Below are 22,306 nucleotides of genomic sequence, written 5' to 3' on the forward strand. Positions count from 1 at the left end.
GCGGGACCGCCACCCCCGAGCGCATGATCACCGGCAGCGACGACCCGAAATCGCTGCGGGACGAGGTCTTCTCCACGGTCTTCGACGCTCATTGGGCGGCGATCCGTCACCACATCGAAGGCGTCGTCGTCGATGACGGCGAGGTGACCCAGATCGTCTCGGAGGTCTTCGTGACGGCCTGGGCGCGACTGAATCCGCGCAAGCCGATGGGGCGCGTGTGGCTCCTGCGCGCCGCCGATCGTGCGCTGCGCGCGCGCTCGCACGGCGTGAGCACCCGGTCGAGCACGGCGGCGGCGGTGCACGAGGGGATCCGCGGTCCACGCGACGAGGCGGATGCGACCGAGCAGGCGGCCGTTCTGCGTGCTCTCTCTGTACTCCCGGTCCGCGAGAGGCGTATCATCGTGCTCACGTACTGGGATGGGTTGTCGGTGGGGGAGATCGCCGAACTCGCGCGGATCTCCGTGGCCCGTGTGCGCAAGACGTTGCTTCGCGCACAGGAACACGTGCGCGAAGCGCTGAGATCGGAGGGGGTGATCGTCGATGACTGACAGTGCTCTGCTCGAGCGCGTGCTCACCGACGCCGACCCGGCGCGCACACCGCGGGAATCCGCACCCGACCTGCGAGCCATCGCGTTGCGGGATCGGATCCTGCGCGATACGCGCGCCCCGCGCCAGCGCCGCGCGGTCGTCGCCGGATGGGCGTCGGGGCTCACCGTCGCTGCGGCATCCGCCGTCGTCGCGGTCGCCGTCATGGTTCCGCAGAACGCGGCCGTGGCCGGCACACCCCTCCCGCTCGAGTTCGATGCCGGCGGAACGGCCGCTCAGATCCTCGACGACGCGCAGGCCGCGCTCGCGACGAGCGACGGACCCACCGGAGCCGAACGCGCCGTCCAGTCCGCATCGTGGTCGTTCGCGGTGGACATGGGCACCCGCGAGACCGAGGTCGTGCCGCAGCTCGTGACGACGACCTGGAATCCGGATCTGTCCGGGCGAACGGTCGCGATCGAGGGCGTGCCTTACGATCCCGCGGATGCCGCCGCGAACGTCGGCTCCGAGATCTCGAGCAGCGGCGAGGTCGCGTGGGAGCTCGACATGGCGCCGGGCGAGTTCGCCGCCCCCGTCGTCGACATGCCCGCTGCCACGCCGGAGAACATGCGCGCGGTGCTCGAGGCCTACTGGCTGCCGAGCGATCCGACCGGCTTCGACGTCGTCGCCGCGATCAGCTCGGCCAAGGGGCAGTGGACGCTCACGAACGCCCAGGAGTCCGAGATGCTCGGCATCCTGGAGCAGGTGCCGGGGGTCGAGGCGCTGGGCACCTCGACCGATCGACTGGAGCGACCCGTGACCGCGCTGCGCGTCCCGTCACCGGACGGCACCTCGAGCGATGTCGTCCTGCTCTCCGCCGATACCGGGCGCATCGTCGGTGTCGAGCGCACCAACCTCCTCGACAACGAGGCGTTCGCCGCGGGCGCCATCATCTCGTACCAGCTCTGGGACATCGAAGGGATTCTGTGATGAGGTCTCCCCGTGCCGTGCTCTCGGCCCTGATCGTCGCCGGCCTGCTCGTGGTAGCCACTCCCGCTGCGGCTTCCGCCGCGACCGGGGGAGACGAGGTCGATCCGCAGATCGCGCAGATGCTCGACGAGATCCCCGGGGGCGTGCTGATCGACGCGCATCGCGCGGTCTGGCCGGCGCTCGACATGGAGGTCACGGTTCCGTCGGGCCCGGGTGGGCTCTTCGCCCGCGCCGCCGTGGGAAACTGCGCGTCCGGACGGATCTGCGCCTTCAGCGCCGGCTCGCTGTCGGGCACGAGCGTGTCCTGGGGCACGTGCGGAACGCTCACGGTGCCGAGCGGTTTCGTGCCCCGATCCCTCGCCAATGCCCGGAGCTCCGGCTACGCCCAGGCGCGCAACAGCGCGGGCGGCGTGCTCGCGACGGCGAACGCCGGTGGATGGGCGAACGTCGGCGGGACGGCGAAGACGGTCCGCTGCGTCCTCTGAGTCCATCGTCCTGCTAGGACGCGTCGAACTCGTTCAGAGCGGGGAGGACGATGACCGTGCCGTCACCGTACTCCGCGTCGACCGCCCGCTGGAGCTGTCCGTCGTCCCAGACGACCTGCACCCAGACGTAGCCGCGCTCGGTCCAGAGGGTCAGCGCGTCGCTGCCGAGGCGTGAGCTCAGATCGTCCTGGATCTCCGTCAGCTCGGCGGCGGTCGCATCTCCCTCGATGCCTCCGGTCGGATCGTCGGGTCGCACCGGGTCGTACAGGGCCAGCAGCACGGGCGGGTCGGTGACGGTGATGCTCTCCCCGTCGTACCGTCCGGTCACCGCGTAGGCGCCCCAGGTCGTGTTACCGCTGGTCTCGCTCCCGTCGACGCCGTCCCAGCTCCATCCGATGAGCGGAACACCCGTGCACTGCGGCGGGTACGACTCGGCGACGCCGCCGAGGCACAGTTGCACCTCTCCGTCGACGTCGAGCACCGTGCCGGTGCCGCGCACGCGTCCCGTCGGCGGCTCGGTGACGATGCCTGAGAAGTCCTGCACCTGAGGGTCGGCGCTGCTCGTCGGTGACCCACCCGCGCCGGGACCCGTCGCGCAGGCGGCCAGGGTCGACGCGAGCGCCGTCGCGAGGGCAGCGGGCCAGAGGAGAAGGCGACGCAGTGGTGTGCTCATACCCACCAGTGTCGTCGAGACGGCGTTCGTCTCACGTGCACGGCGGACGGGGCATCCTGCTAGCATGACCACATGCCTTTCGGCGGTCTGCTTCTTCTTAGCTGCCGCGACGAGTCCTAAGAGCTAGGGCCTTCCTCGTCGCGGCGCTTGTGTTGGCCCGTACATTCTGACGAAGAGAAGAAGCCCATCATGCAGAACACGCAGCGCCCCTCCGGGATGCCGATCCACAAGTACCGGCCGTTCCACGAGCAGATCACCGTCGACCTCCCGGACCGCACCTGGCCCGATGCCCGCATCACGACCGCGCCGCGCTGGTGCGCCGTCGACCTCCGTGACGGCAACCAGGCTCTCATCGACCCGATGTCGCCCGAGCGCAAGCGCGTGATGTTCGAGCTCCTGGTGAACATGGGATACAAGGAGATCGAGGTCGGCTTCCCGTCGGCCAGCCAGACGGACTTCGATTTCGTCCGCCAGTTGATCGAAGAGAACCTGATCCCCGACGACGTCACGATCCAGGTGCTGACCCAGGCGCGCGAGCACCTGATCGAGCGCACCTACGAGTCGATCGCCGGTGCCAAGCAGGCCATCGTCCACCTGTACAACTCGACGAGCGTGCTGCAGCGCGAGGTCGTCTTCCGCACCGACAAGCAGGGCATCATCGACATCGCCCTCGAGGGTGCACGACTCTGCCGCGAGTTCGAGAAGCGCATCCCCGAGACGCAGGTCTACTACGAGTACTCGCCCGAGAGCTACACGGGTACCGAACTCGAGTTCGCCGCCGACATCTGCAACCAGGTGATCGAGGTCTTCGAGCCGACGCCCGACCGCAAGGTCATCATCAACCTGCCCGCCACGGTCGAGATGGCATCGCCGAACGTGTACGCCGACTCGATCGAGTGGATGAGCCGGCACCTGAACCACCGCGAGAACGTGATCCTCTCGCTGCACCCGCACAACGATCGCGGGACCGCGATCGCCGCGGCCGAGCTCGGCTACATGGCCGGTGCCGACCGCATCGAGGGATGCCTCTTCGGCAACGGCGAGCGCACCGGAAACGTCGACATCGTCGCACTCGGCATCAACCTGTTCACGCAGGGGATCGACCCGCAGATCGACTTCAGCGACATCGACCAGGTCAAGCGCACGGTCGAGTACTGCAACCAGCTGCCGGTGCCCGAGCGCAGCCCCTGGGCGGGAGACCTGGTCTTCACCGCGTTCAGCGGGTCGCACCAGGACGCGATCAAGAAGGGCTTCGAGGCCATGGCCGTGCGGGCCGACGCCGAGGGCGTCACGGTCGACGACATCGAATGGGCGGTGCCCTACCTGCCGGTCGATCCGAAGGATCTGGGTCGTTCCTACGAGGCCGTCATCCGCGTCAACTCGCAGTCCGGAAAGGGTGGCGTCGCCTACCTGCTGAAGGCCGACCACGCGATCGACCTGCCGCGCAAGCTGCAGATCGAGTTCTCCGGCGTCGTGCAGACGAAGACGGATGCCGAGGGCGGTGAGGTCACGAGCGACCAGATCTGGTCGATCTTCAACGACGAGTACCTGCCGGCCGCATCGAGCGAGGACAAGTGGGGGCGCTTCGAACTGCTCGCCACGCAGACCCGCAGCGACATGTCGGGTGACGTGGTGCTCGACGTCACTCTCCGTGACGACGACCAGCAGGTGGCTGTCGCGGGGAACGGCAACGGACCGATCGCCGCCTTCATCGAGGTGCTGCGCGCACAGGGCTTCGACATCACGCTCTACGACTACGTCGAGCACGCTCTCAGCGCCGGCGGCGACGCGCAGGCCGCAGCCTATGTCGAGCTGCAGATCGGCGATCAGCGCCTGTGGGGCGTCGGCATCGACGGCGACATCTCGACCGCGTCGCTCAAGGCCATCGTGTCGGGTGTGAACCGCTCGATCCGCGCTCGGCAGGGCGAGCTCGCCGCCGTCTGAGCGGCTTCGTGACGCGACCCTTCGTCTCGTCGCTCCGCTCCTCGCTCAGGGACCGGTTTCAGGCCGGTTCCTGAGCGAGCGGAGTTCGCGGTCGGGGCCGGTTCCTGGGCGAGCGGAGTTCGCAGTCGGGCCCGGTTCCTGAGCGAGCGGAGCGAGACGAAGGGCGCTTCCCGGCCCCCTTCCGCGCATGGGGGTCACTGCGCTGCCCGCAGGACTTCGCGCCTCGACGAGGTCCGCCGTCTCCATCACGAGGCGTGGCTGGGCGGCATGAGTCTCGGAGGAGGACTCGCACTGCGTGACACGCAACTTCGCCTGGAAGAGGAGGGGCGGGACCTCGAGGCTCGTCTGATCGAGCTCGGCGAGGACCCGTCGGACGGGAAGCGGAGACTGCTCTGGAGGATGTCCGGCGCGCCACCCGAAGATCCGAGATGGCGTATGGCCGTGATGCCGGTGGGCGTTGACGGACCACGAGCGCGCGAATGCGTCAGCGAGGCCTCAGGGCTTGACGATCGGGATCGCCCCGGTCTCGGCGGCGACCTTGCGGCGGTAGAGGCGCCGTTGCTCGGGCAACGAGACGTCGAAGCTGACCGCGAGCACGCGGATCACCGCGGTGACGGCGATGCCGATGACCGCCGCGAGGGGGATCGACATGCCCAGGGCGTGCGCGATGACGATGAATGCGCATCCGCCACCGGCGGCCACGGCGTACAGCGAGCCGACGTGCATGATCGCGGTCGGCAGGCCCATGAGCATGTCGCGCAGCACGCTGCCGCCGACCGCTGCGCAGACGCCGATGAAGACGGCGGGAACCTCGGGGATGCCGAGGGCGAGGGCTTTGCTCGTGCCGAAAGCGCCGAACATGCCGATGACGATCGCGTCGAGCCCGACGATCACCTTGTTCAGACGTGTGAAGAGCCCGGCGAGCAGCATTCCGAAGAGCGCGGCCCCGGTCGCCGTCACGAGATACCACTGGTTCTGCAGTGTCGCCGGGGTCTGCCCGAGCAGGATGTCGCGGATGAGACCGCCACCCATCCCGATCATGATCCCGATGATCGCGACGCCGAGCCAGTCGAGGCGTCGCTGACCCTGGAAACCGGAGGCGAACAGGGCTCCCTGGACGCCGCCGAGCCCCACGCCCAGCAGATCCGCCCAGAACGGGATGATGAAGAGCGGTTCCGTCACCCGTCCATTGTCTCGCACGGAGGATAATCGAGGGATGCCCACCTATCGAGACGAAGCGGTGATCCTGCGCACCCACAAGCTGGGGGAGGCGGATCGCATCGTCACGATGCTGTCGCGGCAGCACGGCAAGATCCGCGCGGTCGCGAAGGGTGTGCGGCGCACGTCGTCGAAGTTCGGCTCGCGGCTCGAGCCGTTCATGGTCGCGGACGTGCAGCTCTATCAGGGGCGCTCGCTCGACATCGTGCAGCAGGCGGAGTCGCTCGGCTCCTACGGCGCCGACATCGTCGCGCACTACGAGCGTTTCACCGCTGCCAACGCGATGGTCGAGACGGCAGATCGGTTGAGCGATGCCGAGGCGACTCCCGATCAGTACCTGCTGCTCGTCGGCGGTCTGCGCGCGCTGTCACGAGGTGAACACGCCCCCCGCAGCATCCTCGATTCCTACCTCCTGCGCGTCATGGCCCTGTCGGGGTGGGCGCCCTCATTCGGCGAGTGCGCCCGATGCGGTACTCCCGGCCCGCACTCGACCTTCGTCGTTCAATTGGGTGGCCTGGTGTGCACGTCGTGCGCGCCGGCGGGCAGCCCGCGCATCGGCGAGAAGGCGCTGGGCCTGCTGCGCGCACTCATGGCGGGCGAGTGGGATGCCGTCGACGCGGCGTCCGCCGCCGACACCGCCGCCGCATCGGGCCTCATCAGCGCCTACGCCCAATGGCACCTCGAGCGCGGCATCCGCTCGCTCGCGCACGTATCCGACATCCCCGGAGGAGCACGGTGACCCCGAAGCCCTATACGCACAAGGACGCCGTCGCGTACCGTCCCCTCGACTGGACGGGGGTGCACCCGCCGGCGTTCCGCGCGGTGCCCGAGCACGTGGCGATCGTCATGGACGGCAACGGGCGCTGGGCGAACCGTCGGGGACTGAGCCGCGTCGAGGGCCACAAGGCCGGCGAGGAGGTGCTCCTCGATGTCGTCGCCGGTGCCATCCAGGCCGGGGTCAAGCACCTCTCGGTCTATGCTTTCTCGACCGAGAACTGGGCACGCTCGCCCGAGGAGGTGCGCTTCCTCATGGGATACAACCGCGACGTGCTGCACCGGCGCCGCGATCAGCTCAACGAGTGGGGTGTGCGCGTGCGCTGGGCGGGGCGCAAGCCGCGGCTGTGGGGCAGCGTCATCAAGGAGCTGCAGTACGCCGAGCAGCTGACGCGCGGCAACGACGTCCTGACGCTCACGATGTGCGTGAACTACGGCGGACGCGTGGAACTCGTCGATGCGATGCGCTCGATCGCGGCGGATGTCGCGGCCGGCCGGGTGAAGCCGAACGCGATCACCGAGAAGATGATCCGTCGCAACCTCTACGTGCCGGACATGCCGGACGTCGACCTGTTCCTGCGCAGCTCGGGTGAGCAGCGCACGTCGAACTTCCTGCTCTGGGAGTCGGCCTACGCCGAGATGGTCTTCCTCGACACGCTGTGGCCGGACTTCTCCCGCGAGGAGCTCTGGCGGGCGATCGGGATCTACCTGTCCCGCGACCGACGCTTCGGCGGCGCGATCGACGCGCCCGACGCCTCGGCCTGAGCGCGGAGCCACCGTTCCGCCTCGCGCGGATGCCGCAGACGCACGATCGTGAGATGCGGGAACGCGGCGGCGGCCACGGGCATCCGCTCCGTCCATTTGTCGAGCGTCGCGATCTGCCAGGCGAGGATGCTCTCCTCGGGCGAACCGCGGAACATGCGCCAGATCGGCTTCTCGACGTTGCCGTTCCACATCTTGGTGCGCAGGATGCTGCGACCGATCGTGCGACGCAGCAGTCGCGAGCGCACGACTCGGTAGGGGTAGTCGAGCCAGATCACGAGCTCCGCGCGCGGGGCGAGGATCCGGTCGGTGCCCTTGCTCGTGTACTGCCACTCGGTGACCCACCGGTCCTCGGACGCGAAGGCCCGGACGTCGTCGAGGAACCCCGGCCGCGGGGTCCAGTCCGGGCCGTGGAACAGCCCGTCCATCTCGACGTGGCGCAGCCCCCAGAGCCGAGCGACACGGCCGGCGAGGGTCGTCTTGCCCGAACCCGTGACCCCCGCCACCAGCACGCGCTGCGGCACCCGGGGGAGCGGATCGTCGGCGGACAGCATCCGTCGATCCTAGCGACGCCGGAATACGGGGTGAAGTAATGGGGTTGGAAGAGGGTGTGAGCGAACCCATCTCCATCGACATCTGGTCCGACATCGCCTGCCCGTGGTGCTACATCGGCAAGCGCAACCTCGAGAAGGGGCTCGAAGCCGTCGCCGGTGATGACGACGCCCCGCAGGTGAACGTCACCTTCCACTCGTTCGAACTCTCGCCCGACACCCCCGTCGACTTCGACGGCGACGAGATCGACTTCCTCGCAGGGCACAAGGGCATGCCGCGCGACCAGGTCGAGCAGATGCTCGCCAACGTCACCGGCGTCGCCGAGAAGGCGGGCCTCCAGTACCGCTTCGATCTGCTGCAGCACACGAACACCGTGAAGGCGCACGAGCTGCTGCACTTCGCCAAGGCGCACGGCCTCCAGCACGAGCTGGAAGAGCGACTGATGTCGGCCTACTTCACCGAGGGCAAGCACGTCGGTCGCATCGACGACCTCGTCGCGCTCGCGGTGGAGGTCGGACTCGACGCCGACGCCGCGCGGCAGGCGCTCGAGACCGAGCAGTACCTTCCCGCCGTCCGTCAGGACCAGGCGCAGGCGCGCGCCTACGGCATCCAGGGTGTGCCGTTCTTCGTGATCGACGGGCAGTACGGGATCAGCGGCGCGCAGCCGCCGGCCGCATTCGAGAACGTGCTGCGCGACCTGTGGTCCAAGCGCGGAGACGCCGAGCTCGAGGGCGACGCGGAGGCCGAAGCCGCCGCCGTCTAACGCGTGAGCGCGCCTTCGATGGCGCTCACGATCGCGGGGTCGTCCGGCTTCTGCTTCGGCCGGAACCGGAGGACCTCGCCGTCGGGCAGCACCAGGAACTTCTCGAAGTTCCACTCCACGCGTCCGGCCTTGCCGTTCGCGTCGGGCGTCTCCTTGAGAGCCTTGAAGAGTTCGGCGGCGTTCCGGCCGTTGACCTTCACCTTGTCGTTCACCGGGAAGGTGACGCCGTAGGTGGTCGAACAGAACTCCGTGATCTGCTCCACGGAACCGGGCTCCTGCAGGAACTGGTTGCTCGGGAAGCCCACCACGCTGAAGCCGCGATCACCGTACAGACGCTGCAACTCCTCGAGCTGCTCGTACTGCGGGGTGAGTCCGCACTTCGACGCGACGTTCACCACCAGCAGCACATCGGCGCCGAGGTCATCGAGAGTCTTCTCGTTGCCCTGCGCATCGGTGAAGGGGATCGAACGGAGCGCGGAATCGGTCATACTCCACAGCTTAGGTCGATGGGGCACCACAGGCTCCGCGTCTGGGAGAATGGTCAGGACATGACTCTCGCCACCGCATCCGCGCGCACGCTTCGCATCGGTCCCATCGACCTCGACGTGCCGGTGGTCCTCGCGCCCATGGCCGGGATCACGAACACCGCCTTCCGTCGTCTGTGCCGTGAGTACGGTGCCGGCCTCTACGTCAGCGAGATGATCACCTCGCGCGCGCTCGTCGAGCGCAACGAGACGACGATGCGTCTGATCCGCCATCACGAGAGCGAGACGCCCCGGTCGATCCAGCTCTACGGCGTCGACCCGAAGACCATCGCCGAGGCCGTGCGGATCATCGTCGCCGAGGATCACGCCGATCACATCGACCTGAACTTCGGTTGCCCCGTCCCCAAGGTGACGCGCAAGGGCGGGGGAGCGGCCCTTCCCTGGAAGAGCTCGCTCTTCAGCGACATCGTCACGCAGGCCGTCAAGGCTGCGGGCGACGTGCCGCTCACGGTGAAGATGCGCAAGGGCATCGATCCCGACCACCTCACGTTCCTCGACGCCGGGCGCGCAGCCGAAGACGCGGGTGTCGCCGCGGTCGCCCTGCACGCCCGCACCGCCAGCGAGTTCTATTCGGGCAACGCCGACTGGAACGCGATCGGCGAGCTCAAGCAGGCCGTCACCAGCATCCCGGTGCTCGGCAACGGCGACATCTGGTCGGCCGACGACGCCGTGCGCATGATGGCCGAGACCGACTGCGACGGAGTGGTCGTCGGACGCGGATGCCTCGGCCGCCCCTGGCTCTTCGGCGAACTGGCCGCCGCCTTCGGCGCCGAGAGCCACCCGGTCGACGCGACCCTCGGATTCGTGGCCGACGCCTTCCGCCGGCATGCCGAGCTGCTGGTCGAGTTCTTCGAGGACGAGGACCGCGGGTGCCGCGACGTTCGCAAGCACGTGGCCTGGTACTTCAAGGGGTACCCGGTGGGAGGCGACATCCGCACCGGACTCGCGACGGCGTCGAGCCTCGCCGAGATCGATGACCTGCTCGGACGCCTCGATCACACCGCGCCCTACCCCGGAGCGGATGCCGAGGGCCAGCGCGGACGCGCCGGCCGTCCCAAGCGCCCGGCGCTTCCGGACAAGTGGCTCGACTCGCGCGAGATCGCCGCGTCGGCCTCGGAGATGATGCGCGGAGCAGAGATCGAGAACAGCGGTGGGTGACGCGGTCACACCGGCGCGCGCACCTCGCGGCGACGGATACGACGCGCGCGACGCCGAGCGCTTCTTCGCCGAGACCCATCGTTCGGAGCGCGACGACTTCGCCCGCGACCGGGCCCGCGTCCTGCACTCGGCGGCCCTGCGCCGCCTCGCCGCCAAGACGCAGGTGCTGAGCCCCGCGAGCACGGCCGACTTCGCCCGCAACCGCCTCACCCACTCGCTCGAGGTGGCGCAGGTGGGGCGGGAACTCGCCACCGCTCTGGGGGTCTCGGCCGACGTCGTCGACACCGCCTGCCTCAGTCACGATCTCGGGCATCCGCCCTTCGGCCACAACGGTGAGCGTGCGCTCAACGAATGGGCGGCCGACATCGGCGGATTCGAGGGTAACGCGCAGTCGCTGCGCATCCTCACCCGTCTCGAGGCGAAGGTGCTCGACGACGACGAGCGCTCCGTCGGACTCAACCTCACGCGCGCGAGTCTCGACGCCACGTGCAAGTACCCGTGGACGGTCGACAGCCCGGTGCCCGACCCCGGTGGCCGGCTCAAGTTCGGCGTGTACCCCGAGGACGAGGCGGTCTTCCGCTGGATGCGCGAGGGTGCGCCCGGGCGTCTGCGCTGCATCGAGGCCGAGATCATGGATCTCTCCGACGACATCGGCTACTCGGTGCACGACTTCGAGGATGCGATCGTCAACGGCTACCTCGACGTCGCCCAGCTCTCGGATCCGGCAGAGCACGAGGCCCTGCTCGGACGCATCCAGCAGTGGGTGGGGTACGACTTCACGCGCGAGGAGCTGGCCGACGCGCTCTACCGTCTCTCGTCGCAGTCGATGTGGCTCTCTTCGTTCGACCGCAGCCGCCAGTCGCTCGCGCGTCTGAAGAACCTGACGAGCGACCTGATCGGGCGCTTCGCCCGCGCGGCCGTCTCGGCGACCCGCGAGGCCTACGGCAGCAAGGCCCTGGTGCGCTACAACGCACACGTCGTCGTGCCGCGCGTGGTCGAGGCCGAGATCGCCGTGCTCAAGGGCATCATGGGCCAGGCCATCGTGACGATCGAGGCGCGCAAGGGCGTCTACAAGGAGCAGCGCCGGGTGCTCACCCGTCTCGCAGACGCACTCTGGCAGACCGACACGCTGTGGTCGGCCGGTGCCGATGTGCTCGAACCGGCGTTCGCCGCGGACTTCCACGACGCCGACACCGACGATCAGCGCGCCCGCGTCATCGTCGACCAGATCGCCAGCCTCACCGACCAGAGCGCGATCGACTGGCACAACCGCCTCGTGGGCGAGATCGACCCGGCCGAGGTCGGCATCTGGACCCCCCGTCACGCACGCCCCGGGGCGCGCGCGCACGCCGAGAGGTCGACCGTCGTCGAAGGGGCCCGCTGATGCCCCGCATCCGGCAGGCCGACGTCGACGAGGTCAAGTCGCGCACGAACATCGCCGACATCGTGGGGGAGCGCGTCGCGCTGAAATCCGCCGGTGTGGGATCGCTCAAGGGACTCTGCCCGTTCCACGACGAGAAGAGCCCGAGCTTCCACGTGCGCCCGCAGGTGGGGTACTACCACTGCTTCGGCTGCGGCGAGTCGGGAGACGTCTACTCGTTCCTGCGCGAGATGGATCACGTGAGCTTCACCGAGGCGGTGGAGCGGCTCGCCGGCCGCATCGGCTACACCCTCCACTACGAGGACGGCGGTGCTGCTCCCGAGACGAGCGGTCGGAGCCGGCTCTACGCCGCGAACACCGCGGCGGCCGAGTTCTTCCGGGCGCAGCTGCTGTCGGCGGATGCCGAGGCGGGGCGACGGTTCCTGGGCGAGCGAGGCTTCGACGCGGGTGCCGCCGCGCACTTCGGCGTGGGCTTCGCGCCGCGCGGATGGGACGGCATGCTCAAGGCGCTGACGGCCCAGGGCTTCACGCGCGAGGAGCTGAGCACCGCGGGCCTGGTCTCCACCGGGCAGCGCGGCGTGTACGACCGATTCCGCGGGCGCCTGGTCTGGCCGATCCGCGATGTGTCGGGCCAGACGATCGGGTTCGGCGCGCGCAAGCTCTTCGACGACGACCAGGGGCCGAAGTACCTCAACACCCCCGAGACGCCGATCTACAAGAAGGCGCAGGTGCTCTACGGTCTCGATCTCGCCAAGCGCGACATCTCCCGCGGAGATCCGCGGCGCGTCGTGGTCGTCGAGGGATACACCGATGTCATGGCGTGCCATCTCGCCGGCCTCACGACGGCGGTGGCGACCTGTGGAACCGCCTTCGGCGCCGAGCACATCAAGGTGCTGCGCCGGGTGATGGGCGACGACAACGCCTCGGGTGAGGTCGTGTTCACGTTCGACGGCGACGAGGCGGGGCAGAAGGCGGCGCTGCGCGCGTTCACCGAGGACGACCGCTTCAACGCGCAGACGTTCGTGGCCGTGGCGCCCGACAGCCTCGACCCCTGCGACCTGCGGCTGCAGCGCGGTGATGCCGCCGTGCGCGGCCTCATGGACGCCAAGGTGCCGATGTTCGAGTTCGCGATCGATCGCAAGCTCGCCGGCTTCGACCTGGCGACGGTGGAGGGGCGTGTCGGTGCTCTGCGCGCGGCCGCCCCGATCGTGGCCGAGATCCGCGATCGCCTGCTGCGTCCCGGGTACGAGCGCGTGCTCGCCCGCCGTCTGGGCATGGATCCGACCGAGGTGCACACCGAAGTGGAGCGCTCGGCGCGGGGCGGCTCGCAGAGTGCCCCGTCGCGGCGAGAGACGGTACCGTCCGGCGGGGGTGAGGGAGCGGCATCCGGAATCGCACCGGTCACGCTCGCGAGCCTGCCGCGCTCGGCCGATGTCGCCGTGGAGCGCGATGCGCTGATGGGAGCGCTGCAGTACGGTCACCAGATCGACCAGCCGCTGCTCTCGCGGGCGCTCGGCGCCCCCCTGCGCACCCCGGCCCTCGATGCCGTGCGCGAGGCCGTGGCCGCCGCTGCCGACCGCACGCGGGCGGGGTGGGCGACGGATGCCGTCAACAGCGTGCGCGAGCCGTACCGCACGCTCGCGGGCGAACTGCTCATGATGCCCTTCCCCGCGCGCAACGAGGAGGGCGCCGTGGCCAGCACCACCGATCTCGCGCGACGCCTCATCATGCGGCAGCTCGAGAGCGAGAAGCAGGAGCTCCTGGGCGCGGTCCAACGGGTGCCCGCCGACTCCGACGGCGGTCGTGCGCTCCGCATGCGATTGCGCGACATCGACATCGAGCGTCAGCGGTTCGTCGAGTCGTAACCCCCCACGGCCGTCGGGGGAGGGCAGGATGGGATGCATGTCCCGCAGGCACGCCTCCACCCACGCCATCGACTGCTCCGATCTGGTCATCGACCGGATCGGGCACGGCTCTCCGACGCGTGCGGTGGACGGCGTCTCGTTCTCGCTCGCCCCGGGCGCGCTCCTCTGCATCGCCGGTCCTACGGGGTCGGGTAAGTCGAGCCTCGTGGCGGCGCTGGCCGGATCCACCGATCCCTCGGTGAAGGTCGTCGGCGGGCGCGCGGAGGTCTGCGGCGTCGATGCGCGGCGTCCCGGGCGCAAGCACCGCGTGCTCACGTACCGCACGGGTTTCGTGCCGCAGGGAGCCGGCGCCGATCTTCCGCCCCGGCTCACGGTCAACGAGGTGATCGCCGAACCCATCCTGATGCGCGAGAAGCGCGTGAACAGCAAGGCGCTCTCGATTCGCGTCGCCACGCTGCTCGACGAGCTGCATCTGCCGCTCGGCACCGCGGCGAAGTTCCCCTACGAGCTGAGCGCGGGAATGCGCCAGCGCGTCGCGATCGCCCGTTCGTTCGTGCTCGAACCGCAGGTGCTCATCGCCGACGAGATCCTCGCGAACCTCGATCTCGAGGTGCGTCCGGTGGTCTTCGATGCGATCACGCGCCGCCGTAAGGAGCAGTCGATGGCGGCTCTGCTCGTCACGAACGACGCCGACTTCATCCGTGAGCTCAACGCCGAGACGCTCATGCTGCGCGCCGGGCACGTGGTCGCGCGGGGGGTCGGGAAGGACCTGCTCTGGGTGCCGAACGCAGAGGCGGATTCCCGGCGCTGAGCGCGACACGCCCGAGAGCGCGATAACCGCCTCCGGTGTCACGTGCACCGCTCGGAGTTTGCTAAGCTTGTCGAGTTGCCCGCGCAGCGGCGCACATTCCTCGGTAGCTCAATTGGCAGAGCAGCCGGCTGTTAACCGGCAGGTTCTTGGTTCGAGTCCAAGCCGGGGAGCCAATGAAAAGCCCCTCTTCGGAGGGGCTTTTCCCTTTTCTCGGCCGGCCCTCCTCGATCGCCGCTCGGGCGTTCGGCGACGGCGTCCGGCCGCTCTCGCGTGCGCTCGGGGAATACGAGGGGTAGAGTGGCGTTGCATCTAATACCCCCAGGGGGTATCCACGAACACTGCGAAGGAGTTCCCATGAGCGACACCACCGCCGACTACCGGGTGACCGGGATGACCTGCGGCCACTGCGAGATGTCGGTCCGCGAGGAGGTCGAGCAGATCGAGGGCGTCGAGATCGTCGACGTCAGCGCGCAGACCGGCATGCTGCGCATCACCGCTGCGGACGTCGACGATGCGCAGATCCTCTCGGCCGTATCCGAGGCCGGGTACTCGGCCGTCCGCGTCTGATGACCGCCGGGGCGATCGGCGTCGACCTCGAGATCGGCGGGATGACGTGCGCGTCGTGCGCGACGCGGATCGAGAAGAAGCTGAATCGGCTCGACGGGGTGACCGCCACGGTCAACTACGCGACCGAGAAGGCGTCGGTCGCGGCGCCGGAGGGCTACGACCCGGCCGTCCTGATCGCCGAGATCGAGAAAGCCGGGTACACGGCGGCGCTGCCCGCCCGCGCCCAGGATGCCGAACCCGATGCCGCGGGCGACCCCGAGCTCGACGGCCTGCGCACCCGGCTCTGGGTCTCCGTGGCGCTGACCGTCCCCGTCATCGCGATGGCGATGATCCCGGCGCTGCAGTTCACGTACTGGCAGTGGGCCTCGTTGACGCTCGCGGCTCCCGTCGTGGTGTGGGGCGGGTGGCCGTTCCACCGGGCGGCCTGGGTGAACCTCCGACACGGTGCGGCGACCATGGACACGCTCGTGTCGATGGGAACGATCGCGGCATTCCTCTGGTCGCTCTACGCGCTGTTCTTCGGCATGGCGGGCATGCCGGGTATGACCCATCCGTTCGAATTCGTCCTGACGCCGTCCGACGGCGCCGATGCGATCTACCTCGAGGTCGCGGCGGGCGTGACGATGTTCATCCTCGCCGGTCGCTACTTCGAGAAGCGGTCGAAGCGTCGCGCGGGAGCGGCGCTGCGCGCTCTGCTGGAGCTCGGAGCGAAGGACGTCGCGGTGCTCCGGGGAGGTGTCGAGCAACGCGTCCCGGCGGACGATCTACGGATCGGTGACGAGTTCGTGGTGCGCCCCGGTGAGAAGATCGCGACCGACGGCATCGTCGTCTCGGGTACATCGGCCGTCGACGCCTCGATGATGACGGGCGAGTCCGTGCCCGTCGAGGTCGCCGTGGGAGACTCCGTCACCGGCGCGACCATGAACGCCGGCGGCCGCCTCGTCGTCCGGGCGACACGGATCGGGGCCGACACCCAGCTCGCGCAGATGGCGCGACTGGTGGAGGAGGCGCAGACCGGGAAGGCCGAGGTGCAGCGCCTGGCCGATCGCATCTCGGGTGTCTTCGTGCCGATCGTTCTGGTGATCGCGCTCGGCACGCTCGTCACCTGGTTCGCCGTCGGTGCCTCGGCCACGATGGCGTTCACGGCGGCCGTCGCGGTGCTGGTCATCTCCTGCCCGTGCGCCCTCGGCCTGGCGACGCCGACCGCCCTGCTCGTGGGTACCGGTCGCGGAGCCCAGCTGGGGATCCTCATCAAGGGCCCTGAAGTACTCGAATCCACGCGCGCGGTCGACACGGTCGTGCTCGACAAGACGGGAACGGTCACCCGGGGCGCGATGAGCCTCGTGGACGTGATCGTCGAGCCGGGAGCGGATCGCACACGACTGCTCCGCCTCGCCGGTGCCCTCGAGGCCGCCTCCGAGCATCCGATCGGACGGGCGATCGCGCGGGCGGCGGAGGCCGAAGCCGGGACGCTTCCGGCGGTCGACGGCTTCGTCAACCACCCGGGTATCGGAGTGGAGGGCGTCGTGGACGGGCATCGTGTGCGCGTCGGCCGCGCGACGATGTTCGCCGGAGCGACGAGCACGCGCGACCACTCCATCCACGGTTCCCATGAGGAGGCGGGGCGCACGGTCGTGACGGTCGGCTGGGACGGAGCGGTCCGAGGCGTGCTCGTCGTGGCGGATGCCGTGCGGCCGACGAGCGCCGCAGCGGTCGAGCAGCTGAAGGCGCTCGGCCTCACCCCGGTGCTGCTGACGGGCGACAACGCGGCCGTCGCGCGTCATATCGCTCGCGAGGTCGGCATCGACGAGGTCATCGCCGAGGTGCTCCCCGCGCAGAAGGCCGCGGTCGTCGCGCGGCTGCAGAGCGAGGGACGAACGGTCGCGATGGTCGGCGACGGCGTCAACGATGCGCCTGCGCTCGCGCGTGCCGACCTCGGCATCGCGATGGGAACGGGAACGGATGCCGCGATCGAGGCATCCGACATCACGCTGGTCCGCGGGGATCTGCGCAGCGCCGTCGACGCGATCCGCCTGTCGCGCCGCACCCTGCGCACGATCCGGACGAACCTGTTCTGGGCCTTCGCGTACAACGTGGCGGCGATCCCTGTCGCCGCCCTCGGACTGCTGAACCCGATGCTGGCCGGCGCCGCGATGGCGTTGTCGAGCGTGTTCGTGGTCGGCAACAGTCTGCGCCTGCGAGGATTCCGCAGTGGCGCACGCGACGAGCGGAGAGATCGATGAGCGAGACGCATCCACACGCGCACCGGGAGCACGAGCACGAGGTGCCACCCCACGGAGGCCAGGCGAAAGTCGACGACCATTCCGGACACCCCGAGCACGCCGGACACTCCGGCCACGCCGGTCATTCCGGCCACGGCGACCACGTGGGCCAGTTCCGGCGACTCTTCTGGATCAACCTGGTGCTCGCGGTCCCCGTCGTGCTGCTCTCCCCGATGTTCGCGATGATCATCGGCTACGAGATCCCCGACGGCCCGGTGCGTTTCGTCGCCCCGGTGATCGGTTCGGTGATGTACGTGTGGGGCGGCAGGCCGTTCCTCCAGGGCGCCGTCGGCGAACTGCGCGCGCGACGCCCCGGCATGATGCTGTTGATCGCCCTCGCGATCACGGTCGCCTTCTTCGCCTCGTGGGGAGCGACGCTCGGGGTGCTGCATCACGAGCTGGAGTTCTGGTGGGAGCTCGCCCTCCTCATCGTCATCATGCTGCTCGGTCACTGGATCGAGATGCGCTCACTCGCGCAGACGACGTCGGCACTCGACTCGCTGGCCGCGCTCCTGCCCGACGAGGCCGAACGCATCGAGGGCGAGCGCACCGTGCGCGTGCCGCCCGACGAACTCCGCGTGGGCGACCTCGTCGTCGTGCGTCCTGGCGCACGGGTACCCGCCGACGGCCGGATCGTCGACGGCAGCGCGGCGATGGACGAGTCGATGATCACCGGGGAGTCGCGTCCCCTGACCCGTACGCCCGGTGACATCGTCACGGCGGGCACGGTGGCGACCGACTCGGGCCTCCGCGTCGAGATCACGGCGGTCGGTGACGACACGGCGCTGGCCGGCATCCGTCGACTCGTCGAGGATGCGCAGAACTCGACCTCGCACGCTCAGCGGCTCGCCGACCGTGCGGCGGCGCTGCTCTTCTGGTTCGCCCTGATCTCGGCGGCGGTGACCGCCGTGGTGTGGTCGGCCGTCGGCGACGTCGATGCCGCCGTCGTGCGCTCGATCACGGTCCTCGTGATCGCCTGCCCGCACGCGCTGGGTCTGGCGATCCCGCTCGTGGTCTCGATCGCGACCGAGCGGGCCGCTCGCGCGGGCATCCTGGTGAAGGACCGGTTGGCGCTCGAGCGCATGCGCACCGTCGACACGGTGCTGTTCGACAAGACCGGAACGCTGACGCGCGGCGAGCCGGTCGTCACCGACATCGCGGCGGCCGACGGAGTCGATCCGGCCCGTGTGCTCGCACTGGCGGCGTCGGCGGAGGGTGACAGCGAGCACCCCCTGGCCCGGGCGATCGTCCGCGCGGCGGAGGAGCGTGGACTCGACTCCCCGTCGGCCGTCGGCTTCTCGTCGTCGCCGGCGGTCGGGGTCCGGGCGACCGTCGACGGTGCCGATGTGCGCGTGGGCGGTCCGAAACTGCTCGATGAGATCGGAGCGCACGAGCTGCCCGTCGCCGAGACGTGGCGGGCGACGGGCGCGATCATCCTGCACGCGGTGGTCGACGGTACGGTGATCGGCGCGTTCGCGCTGGCCGATGAGGTGCGCGCCGAGTCCCGTACCGCGGTCGACGACCTGCGTCGTCGCGGCGTGGAGGTCGTCATGATCACCGGAGATGCGCAGGCGGTCGCGGATGCCGTCGCCGCGGAGCTCGGCATCCGACGTGTGTTCGCGGGGGTGCGTCCGGAGGACAAGTCGGCGAAGGTCGCGGAGCTGCAGCGGGAGGGCAGGATCGTCGCGATGGTGGGCGACGGCGTGAACGATGCTCCCGCGCTGGCACAGGCGGACGTCGGGATCGCGATCGGCGCGGGCACCGACGTGGCGATCGCTTCGGCCGGGGTGATCCTGGCCAGCTCCGATCCCCGCGCCGTCATGTCCGTGATCGAGCTGTCGCGTGCGACCTACCGCAAGATGTCGCAGAACCTCTGGTGGGCGGCCGGATACAACCTGCTCTCCGTGCCTCTGGCCGCGGGTGTGCTGGCGCCGATCGGGTTCGTGCTGCCGATGTCGGTGGGTGCGGTGCTGATGTCGCTGTCGACGGTCGTCGCCGCGCTCAACGCCCAGCTCCTGCGCCGGTTCGACCTCCGACCCGACGACCGCGACGTTCTAGCGGGAAGCTCCCGCGAGCGTGCCGGTCACGGGGCCTGAGGGGTCGAAGATCACGCACTGGATGGTCCGGTCGTCGTGCTCGTCCCACGAGGTCTCGCTCGGGATGAGGGGGAACACCTCGAACACCGACTCGGCCTTCTCGAGACCGATGAACGCCGTGTAGGGCTCTCCGATGCACTCCATGCTCGCCGCGTCGATGTCGGTCTCCGAGAAGTCGCCGTCGGGCATGGTGATCTCGTGGAAGACCTCCTGGTCGTGCGGCTCCGTGCAGGGCACCACGTCGATGTCTTCGCGCAGCCCGCTGGGGGCGTCCATCATGCAGTCGCCGAGCTCGAGGGCGACGATGTCGATGGTGGCCTCCTCCGTTACCTGACCCGTCCCGGAATCGCGTTCGCGTTCGTCCGAACTGCTGCATCCGAGCAGGGTGAGCGAGAAAGTCGCCGTGAGTGCGAGCGCGGCGAGGCCGCGGTGTGTACGCCGGGTCATGTGCGCCCTCAGCCTTCCAGGTCGTCGACGCCGGGCAGCCAGCTGGCGCCGGGACGGCCCCAGCCGCGCTTACGGGCGATCTTCTGCGCGGTCTTCCAGTCGCCGTCCGACAGGCGGTCAACGTAGAGGATGCCGTCGAGGTGGTCGAACTCGTGCTGCATGATGCGTGCGCGCCATCCGTCGACCGCGATCGACGCCGGTGCGCCCTCGAGGTCGATGCCGGTGACCCGGACGTGCTCGGAGCGGCGCAGCGGGAAGCGCTCGCCCGGGAACGACAGGCATCCCTCGGACTCCAGGTCGGGATCGGGGGAGCCGGGCTCGATCGGAGTGATCCAGAGCTCGGGATTGATGATCACGCCGCGCCAGGGCTGATCGTCGTCATCGACGTACGAGTAGGTGTAGATGCGCAGGGCGACGCCGACCTGCGGTGCGGCCAAGCCGACACCCGGAGCGATGTCCATCGTCTCGAACATGTCGGCGACGAGGGTGCGGATCTCATCGGTGATCTCGTCGACGGGAGAAGCGGGGGAGTGCAGGACGGGGTCGCCCATGATGCGAATCGGAAGTACAGCCACGTCACAACCCTACTGGGCGCACTGCGACGGGTAGGGTCGTAGGGTGAGCGCAGGGGTGTGGAAGTGAACTCGGTAGAAGACGTCGGCGAGCAGCTCGTCGGTGTCTTCCAGAACCCCGGGCTGCTCCTCGGCATCCCGCTCGCGCTGGCCGGTGCGGTGTTCATGTCGCTCGGCGCGCAGTACCAGCACCGCGGCGTCGAGAAGGTCGAGCGCCTGAGCGGTTCGCAGGGGACGTCGGGCCTCAGCTTCGACCAGCTCCGCCGGCTGCTCACACGCCCCTCCTGGATCATCGGCACCCTGATGCTGGGCCTGGCGATCGTTTGCCAGCTCGCCGCTCTCGTGCGCGCTCCGCTCATGGTCGTGCAGCCGCTCGGCGCCATCGCGCTGGTGATCACGACACTGCTGAACGCCCGCATCTCCGGGCACTCGCCGACGAAGAAGTCCATCACCGCGATCATCTGCTGTGTCGGCGGCATCTTCCTGTTCGTCTTCTTCGCCGCGCTGTTCGCCACCGAGCGCGAGGTGCAGGATCGCGAACTGTTCGTGATCCTCGCCATTCTCCTCGTCGTGATCATCGTGCTCGGCGCCTGCTGGCTCGTATTGCGGCACCGCATGCGCGCCCTGTTCTACGTGATCGGCGCCGGTGTGCTCTACGGCTTCGTCGCCACCCTGGCGAAGGTCGTCATCAAGCGCATCGAGGCGGGGCAGTTCGAGTGGATCACCGCGATCTGCGTCATCGCCCTCGTCGCGGCCGCGGCGGTCGGGGCGTACTTCGTGCAGACCGCCTACAGCTCCGGCCCGCCCGACCTCGTCATCGCCGGCCTCACGGTCGTCGACCCGCTCATCGCCGTGCTCATCGGAATGGTGATCCTCGGCGAGGCGGCCGCTGCACCGCCTTGGGCGCTCGTGATCTACGGCGTCGCCGGAGCCATCGCGGTCTACGGCGTGGTCAATCTCGCCCGCTACCACCCGCAGGTGCTCAGCGAGAGCCAGGAGATCGGCATCACGCGCGGCAGCGACGGCGGCACCGCAACGACGAACCCCGGCGCCGAGCAGGCACCGGGGTCCGAGGGGACGGATCGTCCGTAGAGCGGTTCTCGGTCCGCCCGATCAGTAAGCCTGATCGATGAGATCCGGCGAGACCTCGGAGGCCGCGGCCTCGTCGACGAAGAACACCGTGCGCTTGCGCCCGCGGGCACCGGCGACCGGAACACTCGTGTAGCTCGCACCGGCGAGGGCCAAGCCCAGCGCCGACGCCTTGTCGGCGCCCGTGAGCACCAGCCAGACGCGCTTCGAGGTGTTGATGACCGGACGCGTCAGCGTGACGCGCTCGGGCGGAGGCTTCGGCGAGTTGCGTACGGGGAGAGCGGCCGCATCCGTCACCGTGACCTCTTCGCGGTCAGGGAAGAGCGAGGCGATGTGTCCGTCGGGCCCGACCCCCAGGAAGCACACGGCGAACGCGGGCCACGGGTTCTCGTCGGTGCCGAAGCGCGCGAGCTCGGCGGCGTACGCGGCCGCCGCCTCGTCGAGGGTGAGGCCGTCATCGGAGCCGGCGACCTCGTGGATGTTCTCGGGCGGTACCGGGATGTGGTCGAGCAGCGCGTTGCGCGACTGGAGTGCGTTGCGATCGGCGTCGTCGCGCGGCACGAAGCGCTCGTCGCCCCACCAGAAGTGCACGAGCGACCAGTCGATCGACGCGGCCCGCGGGTCCTCGCGCGTCGCCGTCAGGACCGCGCCGCCCATCGAACCGCCTGTGAGGGCGACGTGGGCGACGCGACCGTTGACGGTACGGGCGCGCAGGCGCGTCAGGAAACGATCGGCGACCCGTGCGGCCACGTCGGTGGGGGTGGCCTCGACCACGACCCGCTTCTCTGCGGACGTTGCGTCGCTCAC

Annotated in this window: 22 protein-coding genes and 1 tRNA gene; 16 read left to right on the forward strand and 7 right to left on the reverse strand. The window is 69.4% G+C overall.

The window, feature by feature from the left end:
• The first annotated feature begins 23 nt into the window (after window positions 1-23).
• From KZC52_RS01075 to KZC52_RS01085, 3 genes are read left to right on the forward strand one after another with little or no spacing between them, the layout of a single operon-like run.
• Window positions 24-548, forward strand: coding sequence for a sigma-70 family RNA polymerase sigma factor (locus tag KZC52_RS01075; protein WP_247622229.1), 525 nt, complete (start codon window positions 24-26; stop codon window positions 546-548).
• On the forward strand, window positions 541-1,515 hold the full coding sequence (locus KZC52_RS01080; RefSeq protein ID WP_247622230.1) for a hypothetical protein: 975 nt from the start codon (window positions 541-543) through the stop codon (window positions 1,513-1,515). Before KZC52_RS01075 ends, KZC52_RS01080 begins: the two co-directional genes overlap by 8 nt.
• Window positions 1,515-2,000, forward strand: a complete 486-nt coding sequence (locus KZC52_RS01085; RefSeq protein WP_247622231.1) for a hypothetical protein — start codon at window positions 1,515-1,517, stop codon at window positions 1,998-2,000. Before KZC52_RS01080 ends, KZC52_RS01085 begins: the two co-directional genes overlap by 1 nt.
• A gap of 13 nt (window positions 2,001-2,013) precedes the next feature.
• Here KZC52_RS01085 and KZC52_RS01090 read toward each other — a convergent pair whose 3' ends face one another.
• Window positions 2,014-2,673: a hypothetical protein gene (locus KZC52_RS01090; protein WP_247622232.1), complete on the reverse strand. Its 660-nt coding sequence runs from the start codon at window positions 2,671-2,673 to the stop codon at window positions 2,014-2,016.
• A 189-nt stretch (window positions 2,674-2,862) separates the two neighbouring features.
• Between KZC52_RS01090 and leuA the strand changes: the two genes are divergently transcribed.
• Complete coding sequence (leuA, locus tag KZC52_RS01095) at window positions 2,863-4,617, forward strand: 2-isopropylmalate synthase (protein ID WP_247622233.1); 1,755 nt, start codon at window positions 2,863-2,865, stop codon at window positions 4,615-4,617.
• A 495-nt stretch (window positions 4,618-5,112) separates the two neighbouring features.
• Here leuA and KZC52_RS01100 read toward each other — a convergent pair whose 3' ends face one another.
• Entirely contained in the window at window positions 5,113-5,799 is a 687-nt protein-coding gene (locus KZC52_RS01100) for a trimeric intracellular cation channel family protein (protein ID WP_247622234.1), read from the reverse strand.
• A 34-nt stretch (window positions 5,800-5,833) separates the two neighbouring features.
• On the opposite strand from KZC52_RS01100, the gene recO reads away from it, so the two are divergent.
• Together recO and KZC52_RS01110 are read left to right on the forward strand one after the other, a co-directional pair.
• Window positions 5,834-6,574, forward strand: coding sequence for a DNA repair protein RecO (recO, locus tag KZC52_RS01105; RefSeq protein ID WP_247622235.1), 741 nt, complete (start codon window positions 5,834-5,836; stop codon window positions 6,572-6,574).
• A complete protein-coding gene (locus KZC52_RS01110) occupies window positions 6,571-7,374 on the forward strand; it encodes an isoprenyl transferase (RefSeq protein WP_247622236.1) in 804 nt (267 codons plus the stop codon). Before recO ends, KZC52_RS01110 begins: the two co-directional genes overlap by 4 nt.
• On the opposite strand, the gene KZC52_RS01115 is transcribed toward KZC52_RS01110, so the two are convergent.
• Complete coding sequence (locus KZC52_RS01115; protein ID WP_247622237.1) at window positions 7,314-7,925, reverse strand: P-loop NTPase family protein; 612 nt, start codon at window positions 7,923-7,925, stop codon at window positions 7,314-7,316. The genes KZC52_RS01110 and KZC52_RS01115 overlap by 61 nt on opposite strands.
• A gap of 56 nt (window positions 7,926-7,981) precedes the next feature.
• On the opposite strand from KZC52_RS01115, the gene KZC52_RS01120 reads away from it, so the two are divergent.
• Window positions 7,982-8,686 (forward strand): DsbA family oxidoreductase, encoded by a 705-nt coding sequence (locus KZC52_RS01120; RefSeq protein WP_247622238.1) that lies wholly within the window; start codon window positions 7,982-7,984, stop codon window positions 8,684-8,686.
• Here the strand turns inward: KZC52_RS01120 and KZC52_RS01125 are convergent.
• On the reverse strand, window positions 8,683-9,174 hold the full coding sequence (locus tag KZC52_RS01125; RefSeq protein WP_247622239.1) for a glutathione peroxidase: 492 nt from the start codon (window positions 9,172-9,174) through the stop codon (window positions 8,683-8,685). The two genes, KZC52_RS01120 and KZC52_RS01125, sit on opposite strands and share 4 nt — an antisense overlap.
• A gap of 60 nt (window positions 9,175-9,234) precedes the next feature.
• On the opposite strand from KZC52_RS01125, the gene dusB reads away from it, so the two are divergent.
• The 8 genes from dusB to KZC52_RS01165 all read left to right on the forward strand — a co-directional run bounded on the left by dusB (window position 9,235) and on the right by KZC52_RS01165 (window position 19,391).
• Entirely contained in the window at window positions 9,235-10,389 is a 1,155-nt protein-coding gene (dusB, locus tag KZC52_RS01130) for a tRNA dihydrouridine synthase DusB (protein WP_247622240.1), read from the forward strand.
• Window positions 10,382-11,773 (forward strand): deoxyguanosinetriphosphate triphosphohydrolase, encoded by a 1,392-nt coding sequence (locus tag KZC52_RS01135; protein ID WP_247622241.1) that lies wholly within the window; start codon window positions 10,382-10,384, stop codon window positions 11,771-11,773. The genes dusB and KZC52_RS01135 overlap by 8 nt, the downstream gene beginning before the upstream one ends.
• Window positions 11,773-13,635, forward strand: a complete 1,863-nt coding sequence (gene dnaG / locus KZC52_RS01140) for a DNA primase (protein ID WP_247622242.1) — start codon at window positions 11,773-11,775, stop codon at window positions 13,633-13,635. The genes KZC52_RS01135 and dnaG overlap by 1 nt, the downstream gene beginning before the upstream one ends.
• A 37-nt stretch (window positions 13,636-13,672) precedes the next feature.
• Entirely contained in the window at window positions 13,673-14,446 is a 774-nt protein-coding gene (locus tag KZC52_RS01145) for an ATP-binding cassette domain-containing protein (RefSeq protein WP_247622243.1), read from the forward strand.
• Window positions 14,447-14,543: 97 nt separating this feature from the next.
• Window positions 14,544-14,619 (forward strand) — tRNA-Asn (locus tag KZC52_RS01150).
• A gap of 181 nt (window positions 14,620-14,800) precedes the next feature.
• A complete protein-coding gene (locus tag KZC52_RS01155) occupies window positions 14,801-15,013 on the forward strand; it encodes a heavy-metal-associated domain-containing protein (RefSeq protein WP_247622244.1) in 213 nt (70 codons plus the stop codon).
• The gene (locus KZC52_RS01160; RefSeq protein ID WP_247622245.1) at window positions 15,013-17,256 is read left to right on the forward strand and encodes a heavy metal translocating P-type ATPase; all 2,244 of its coding nucleotides are present in this window, start codon (window positions 15,013-15,015) and stop codon (window positions 17,254-17,256) included. Before KZC52_RS01155 ends, KZC52_RS01160 begins: the two co-directional genes overlap by 1 nt.
• A complete protein-coding gene (locus KZC52_RS01165) occupies window positions 17,253-19,391 on the forward strand; it encodes a heavy metal translocating P-type ATPase (RefSeq protein ID WP_247622246.1) in 2,139 nt (712 codons plus the stop codon). Before KZC52_RS01160 ends, KZC52_RS01165 begins: the two co-directional genes overlap by 4 nt.
• On the opposite strand, the gene KZC52_RS01170 is transcribed toward KZC52_RS01165, so the two are convergent.
• Both KZC52_RS01170 and def read right to left on the reverse strand, forming a co-directional pair.
• A complete protein-coding gene (locus KZC52_RS01170) occupies window positions 19,350-19,838 on the reverse strand; it encodes a hypothetical protein (protein ID WP_247622247.1) in 489 nt (162 codons plus the stop codon). The two genes, KZC52_RS01165 and KZC52_RS01170, sit on opposite strands and share 42 nt — an antisense overlap.
• Window positions 19,839-19,846: 8 nt before the next feature.
• Window positions 19,847-20,413, reverse strand: a complete 567-nt coding sequence (gene def / locus KZC52_RS01175; RefSeq protein WP_247622248.1) for a peptide deformylase — start codon at window positions 20,411-20,413, stop codon at window positions 19,847-19,849.
• Window positions 20,414-20,470: 57 nt separating this feature from the next.
• On the opposite strand from def, the gene KZC52_RS01180 reads away from it, so the two are divergent.
• Window positions 20,471-21,502, forward strand: coding sequence for a DMT family transporter (locus KZC52_RS01180; RefSeq protein ID WP_372491547.1), 1,032 nt, complete (start codon window positions 20,471-20,473; stop codon window positions 21,500-21,502).
• Between the two features lie 21 nt (window positions 21,503-21,523).
• Here the strand turns inward: KZC52_RS01180 and pgl are convergent, their stop codons facing one another.
• Entirely contained in the window at window positions 21,524-22,306 is a 783-nt protein-coding gene (gene pgl / locus KZC52_RS01185; protein ID WP_247622250.1) for a 6-phosphogluconolactonase, read from the reverse strand.

The organism is Microbacterium galbinum (assembly GCF_023091225.1).
Lineage (GTDB): Bacteria > Actinomycetota > Actinomycetes > Actinomycetales > Microbacteriaceae > Microbacterium > Microbacterium galbinum.

Excerpts from the sequence above, each read along its gene's own strand:
- KZC52_RS01115 (WP_247622237.1), bottom strand. The coding sequence starts at position 7,925 with ATGCTGTCCGCCGACGATCCGCTCCCCCGGGTGCCGCAGCGCGTGCTG.
- KZC52_RS01090 (WP_247622232.1), bottom strand. The coding sequence starts at position 2,673 with ATGAGCACACCACTGCGTCGCCTTCTCCTCTGGCCCGCTGCCCTCGCG.
- KZC52_RS01080 (WP_247622230.1), top strand. The coding sequence starts at position 541 with ATGACTGACAGTGCTCTGCTCGAGCGCGTGCTCACCGACGCCGACCCG.
- KZC52_RS01085 (WP_247622231.1), top strand. The coding sequence starts at position 1,515 with ATGAGGTCTCCCCGTGCCGTGCTCTCGGCCCTGATCGTCGCCGGCCTG.
- KZC52_RS01125 (WP_247622239.1), bottom strand. The coding sequence starts at position 9,174 with ATGACCGATTCCGCGCTCCGTTCGATCCCCTTCACCGATGCGCAGGGC.
- recO (WP_247622235.1), top strand. The coding sequence starts at position 5,834 with ATGCCCACCTATCGAGACGAAGCGGTGATCCTGCGCACCCACAAGCTG.
- KZC52_RS01145 (WP_247622243.1), top strand. The coding sequence starts at position 13,673 with ATGTCCCGCAGGCACGCCTCCACCCACGCCATCGACTGCTCCGATCTG.
- KZC52_RS01160 (WP_247622245.1), top strand. The coding sequence starts at position 15,013 with ATGACCGCCGGGGCGATCGGCGTCGACCTCGAGATCGGCGGGATGACG.
- KZC52_RS01075 (WP_247622229.1), top strand. The coding sequence starts at position 24 with ATGATCACCGGCAGCGACGACCCGAAATCGCTGCGGGACGAGGTCTTC.
- KZC52_RS01165 (WP_247622246.1), top strand. The coding sequence starts at position 17,253 with ATGAGCGAGACGCATCCACACGCGCACCGGGAGCACGAGCACGAGGTG.
- dusB (WP_247622240.1), top strand. The coding sequence starts at position 9,235 with ATGACTCTCGCCACCGCATCCGCGCGCACGCTTCGCATCGGTCCCATC.
- dnaG (WP_247622242.1), top strand. The coding sequence starts at position 11,773 with ATGCCCCGCATCCGGCAGGCCGACGTCGACGAGGTCAAGTCGCGCACG.
- leuA (WP_247622233.1), top strand. The coding sequence starts at position 2,863 with ATGCAGAACACGCAGCGCCCCTCCGGGATGCCGATCCACAAGTACCGG.
- KZC52_RS01170 (WP_247622247.1), bottom strand. The coding sequence starts at position 19,838 with ATGACCCGGCGTACACACCGCGGCCTCGCCGCGCTCGCACTCACGGCG.
- KZC52_RS01155 (WP_247622244.1), top strand. The coding sequence starts at position 14,801 with ATGAGCGACACCACCGCCGACTACCGGGTGACCGGGATGACCTGCGGC.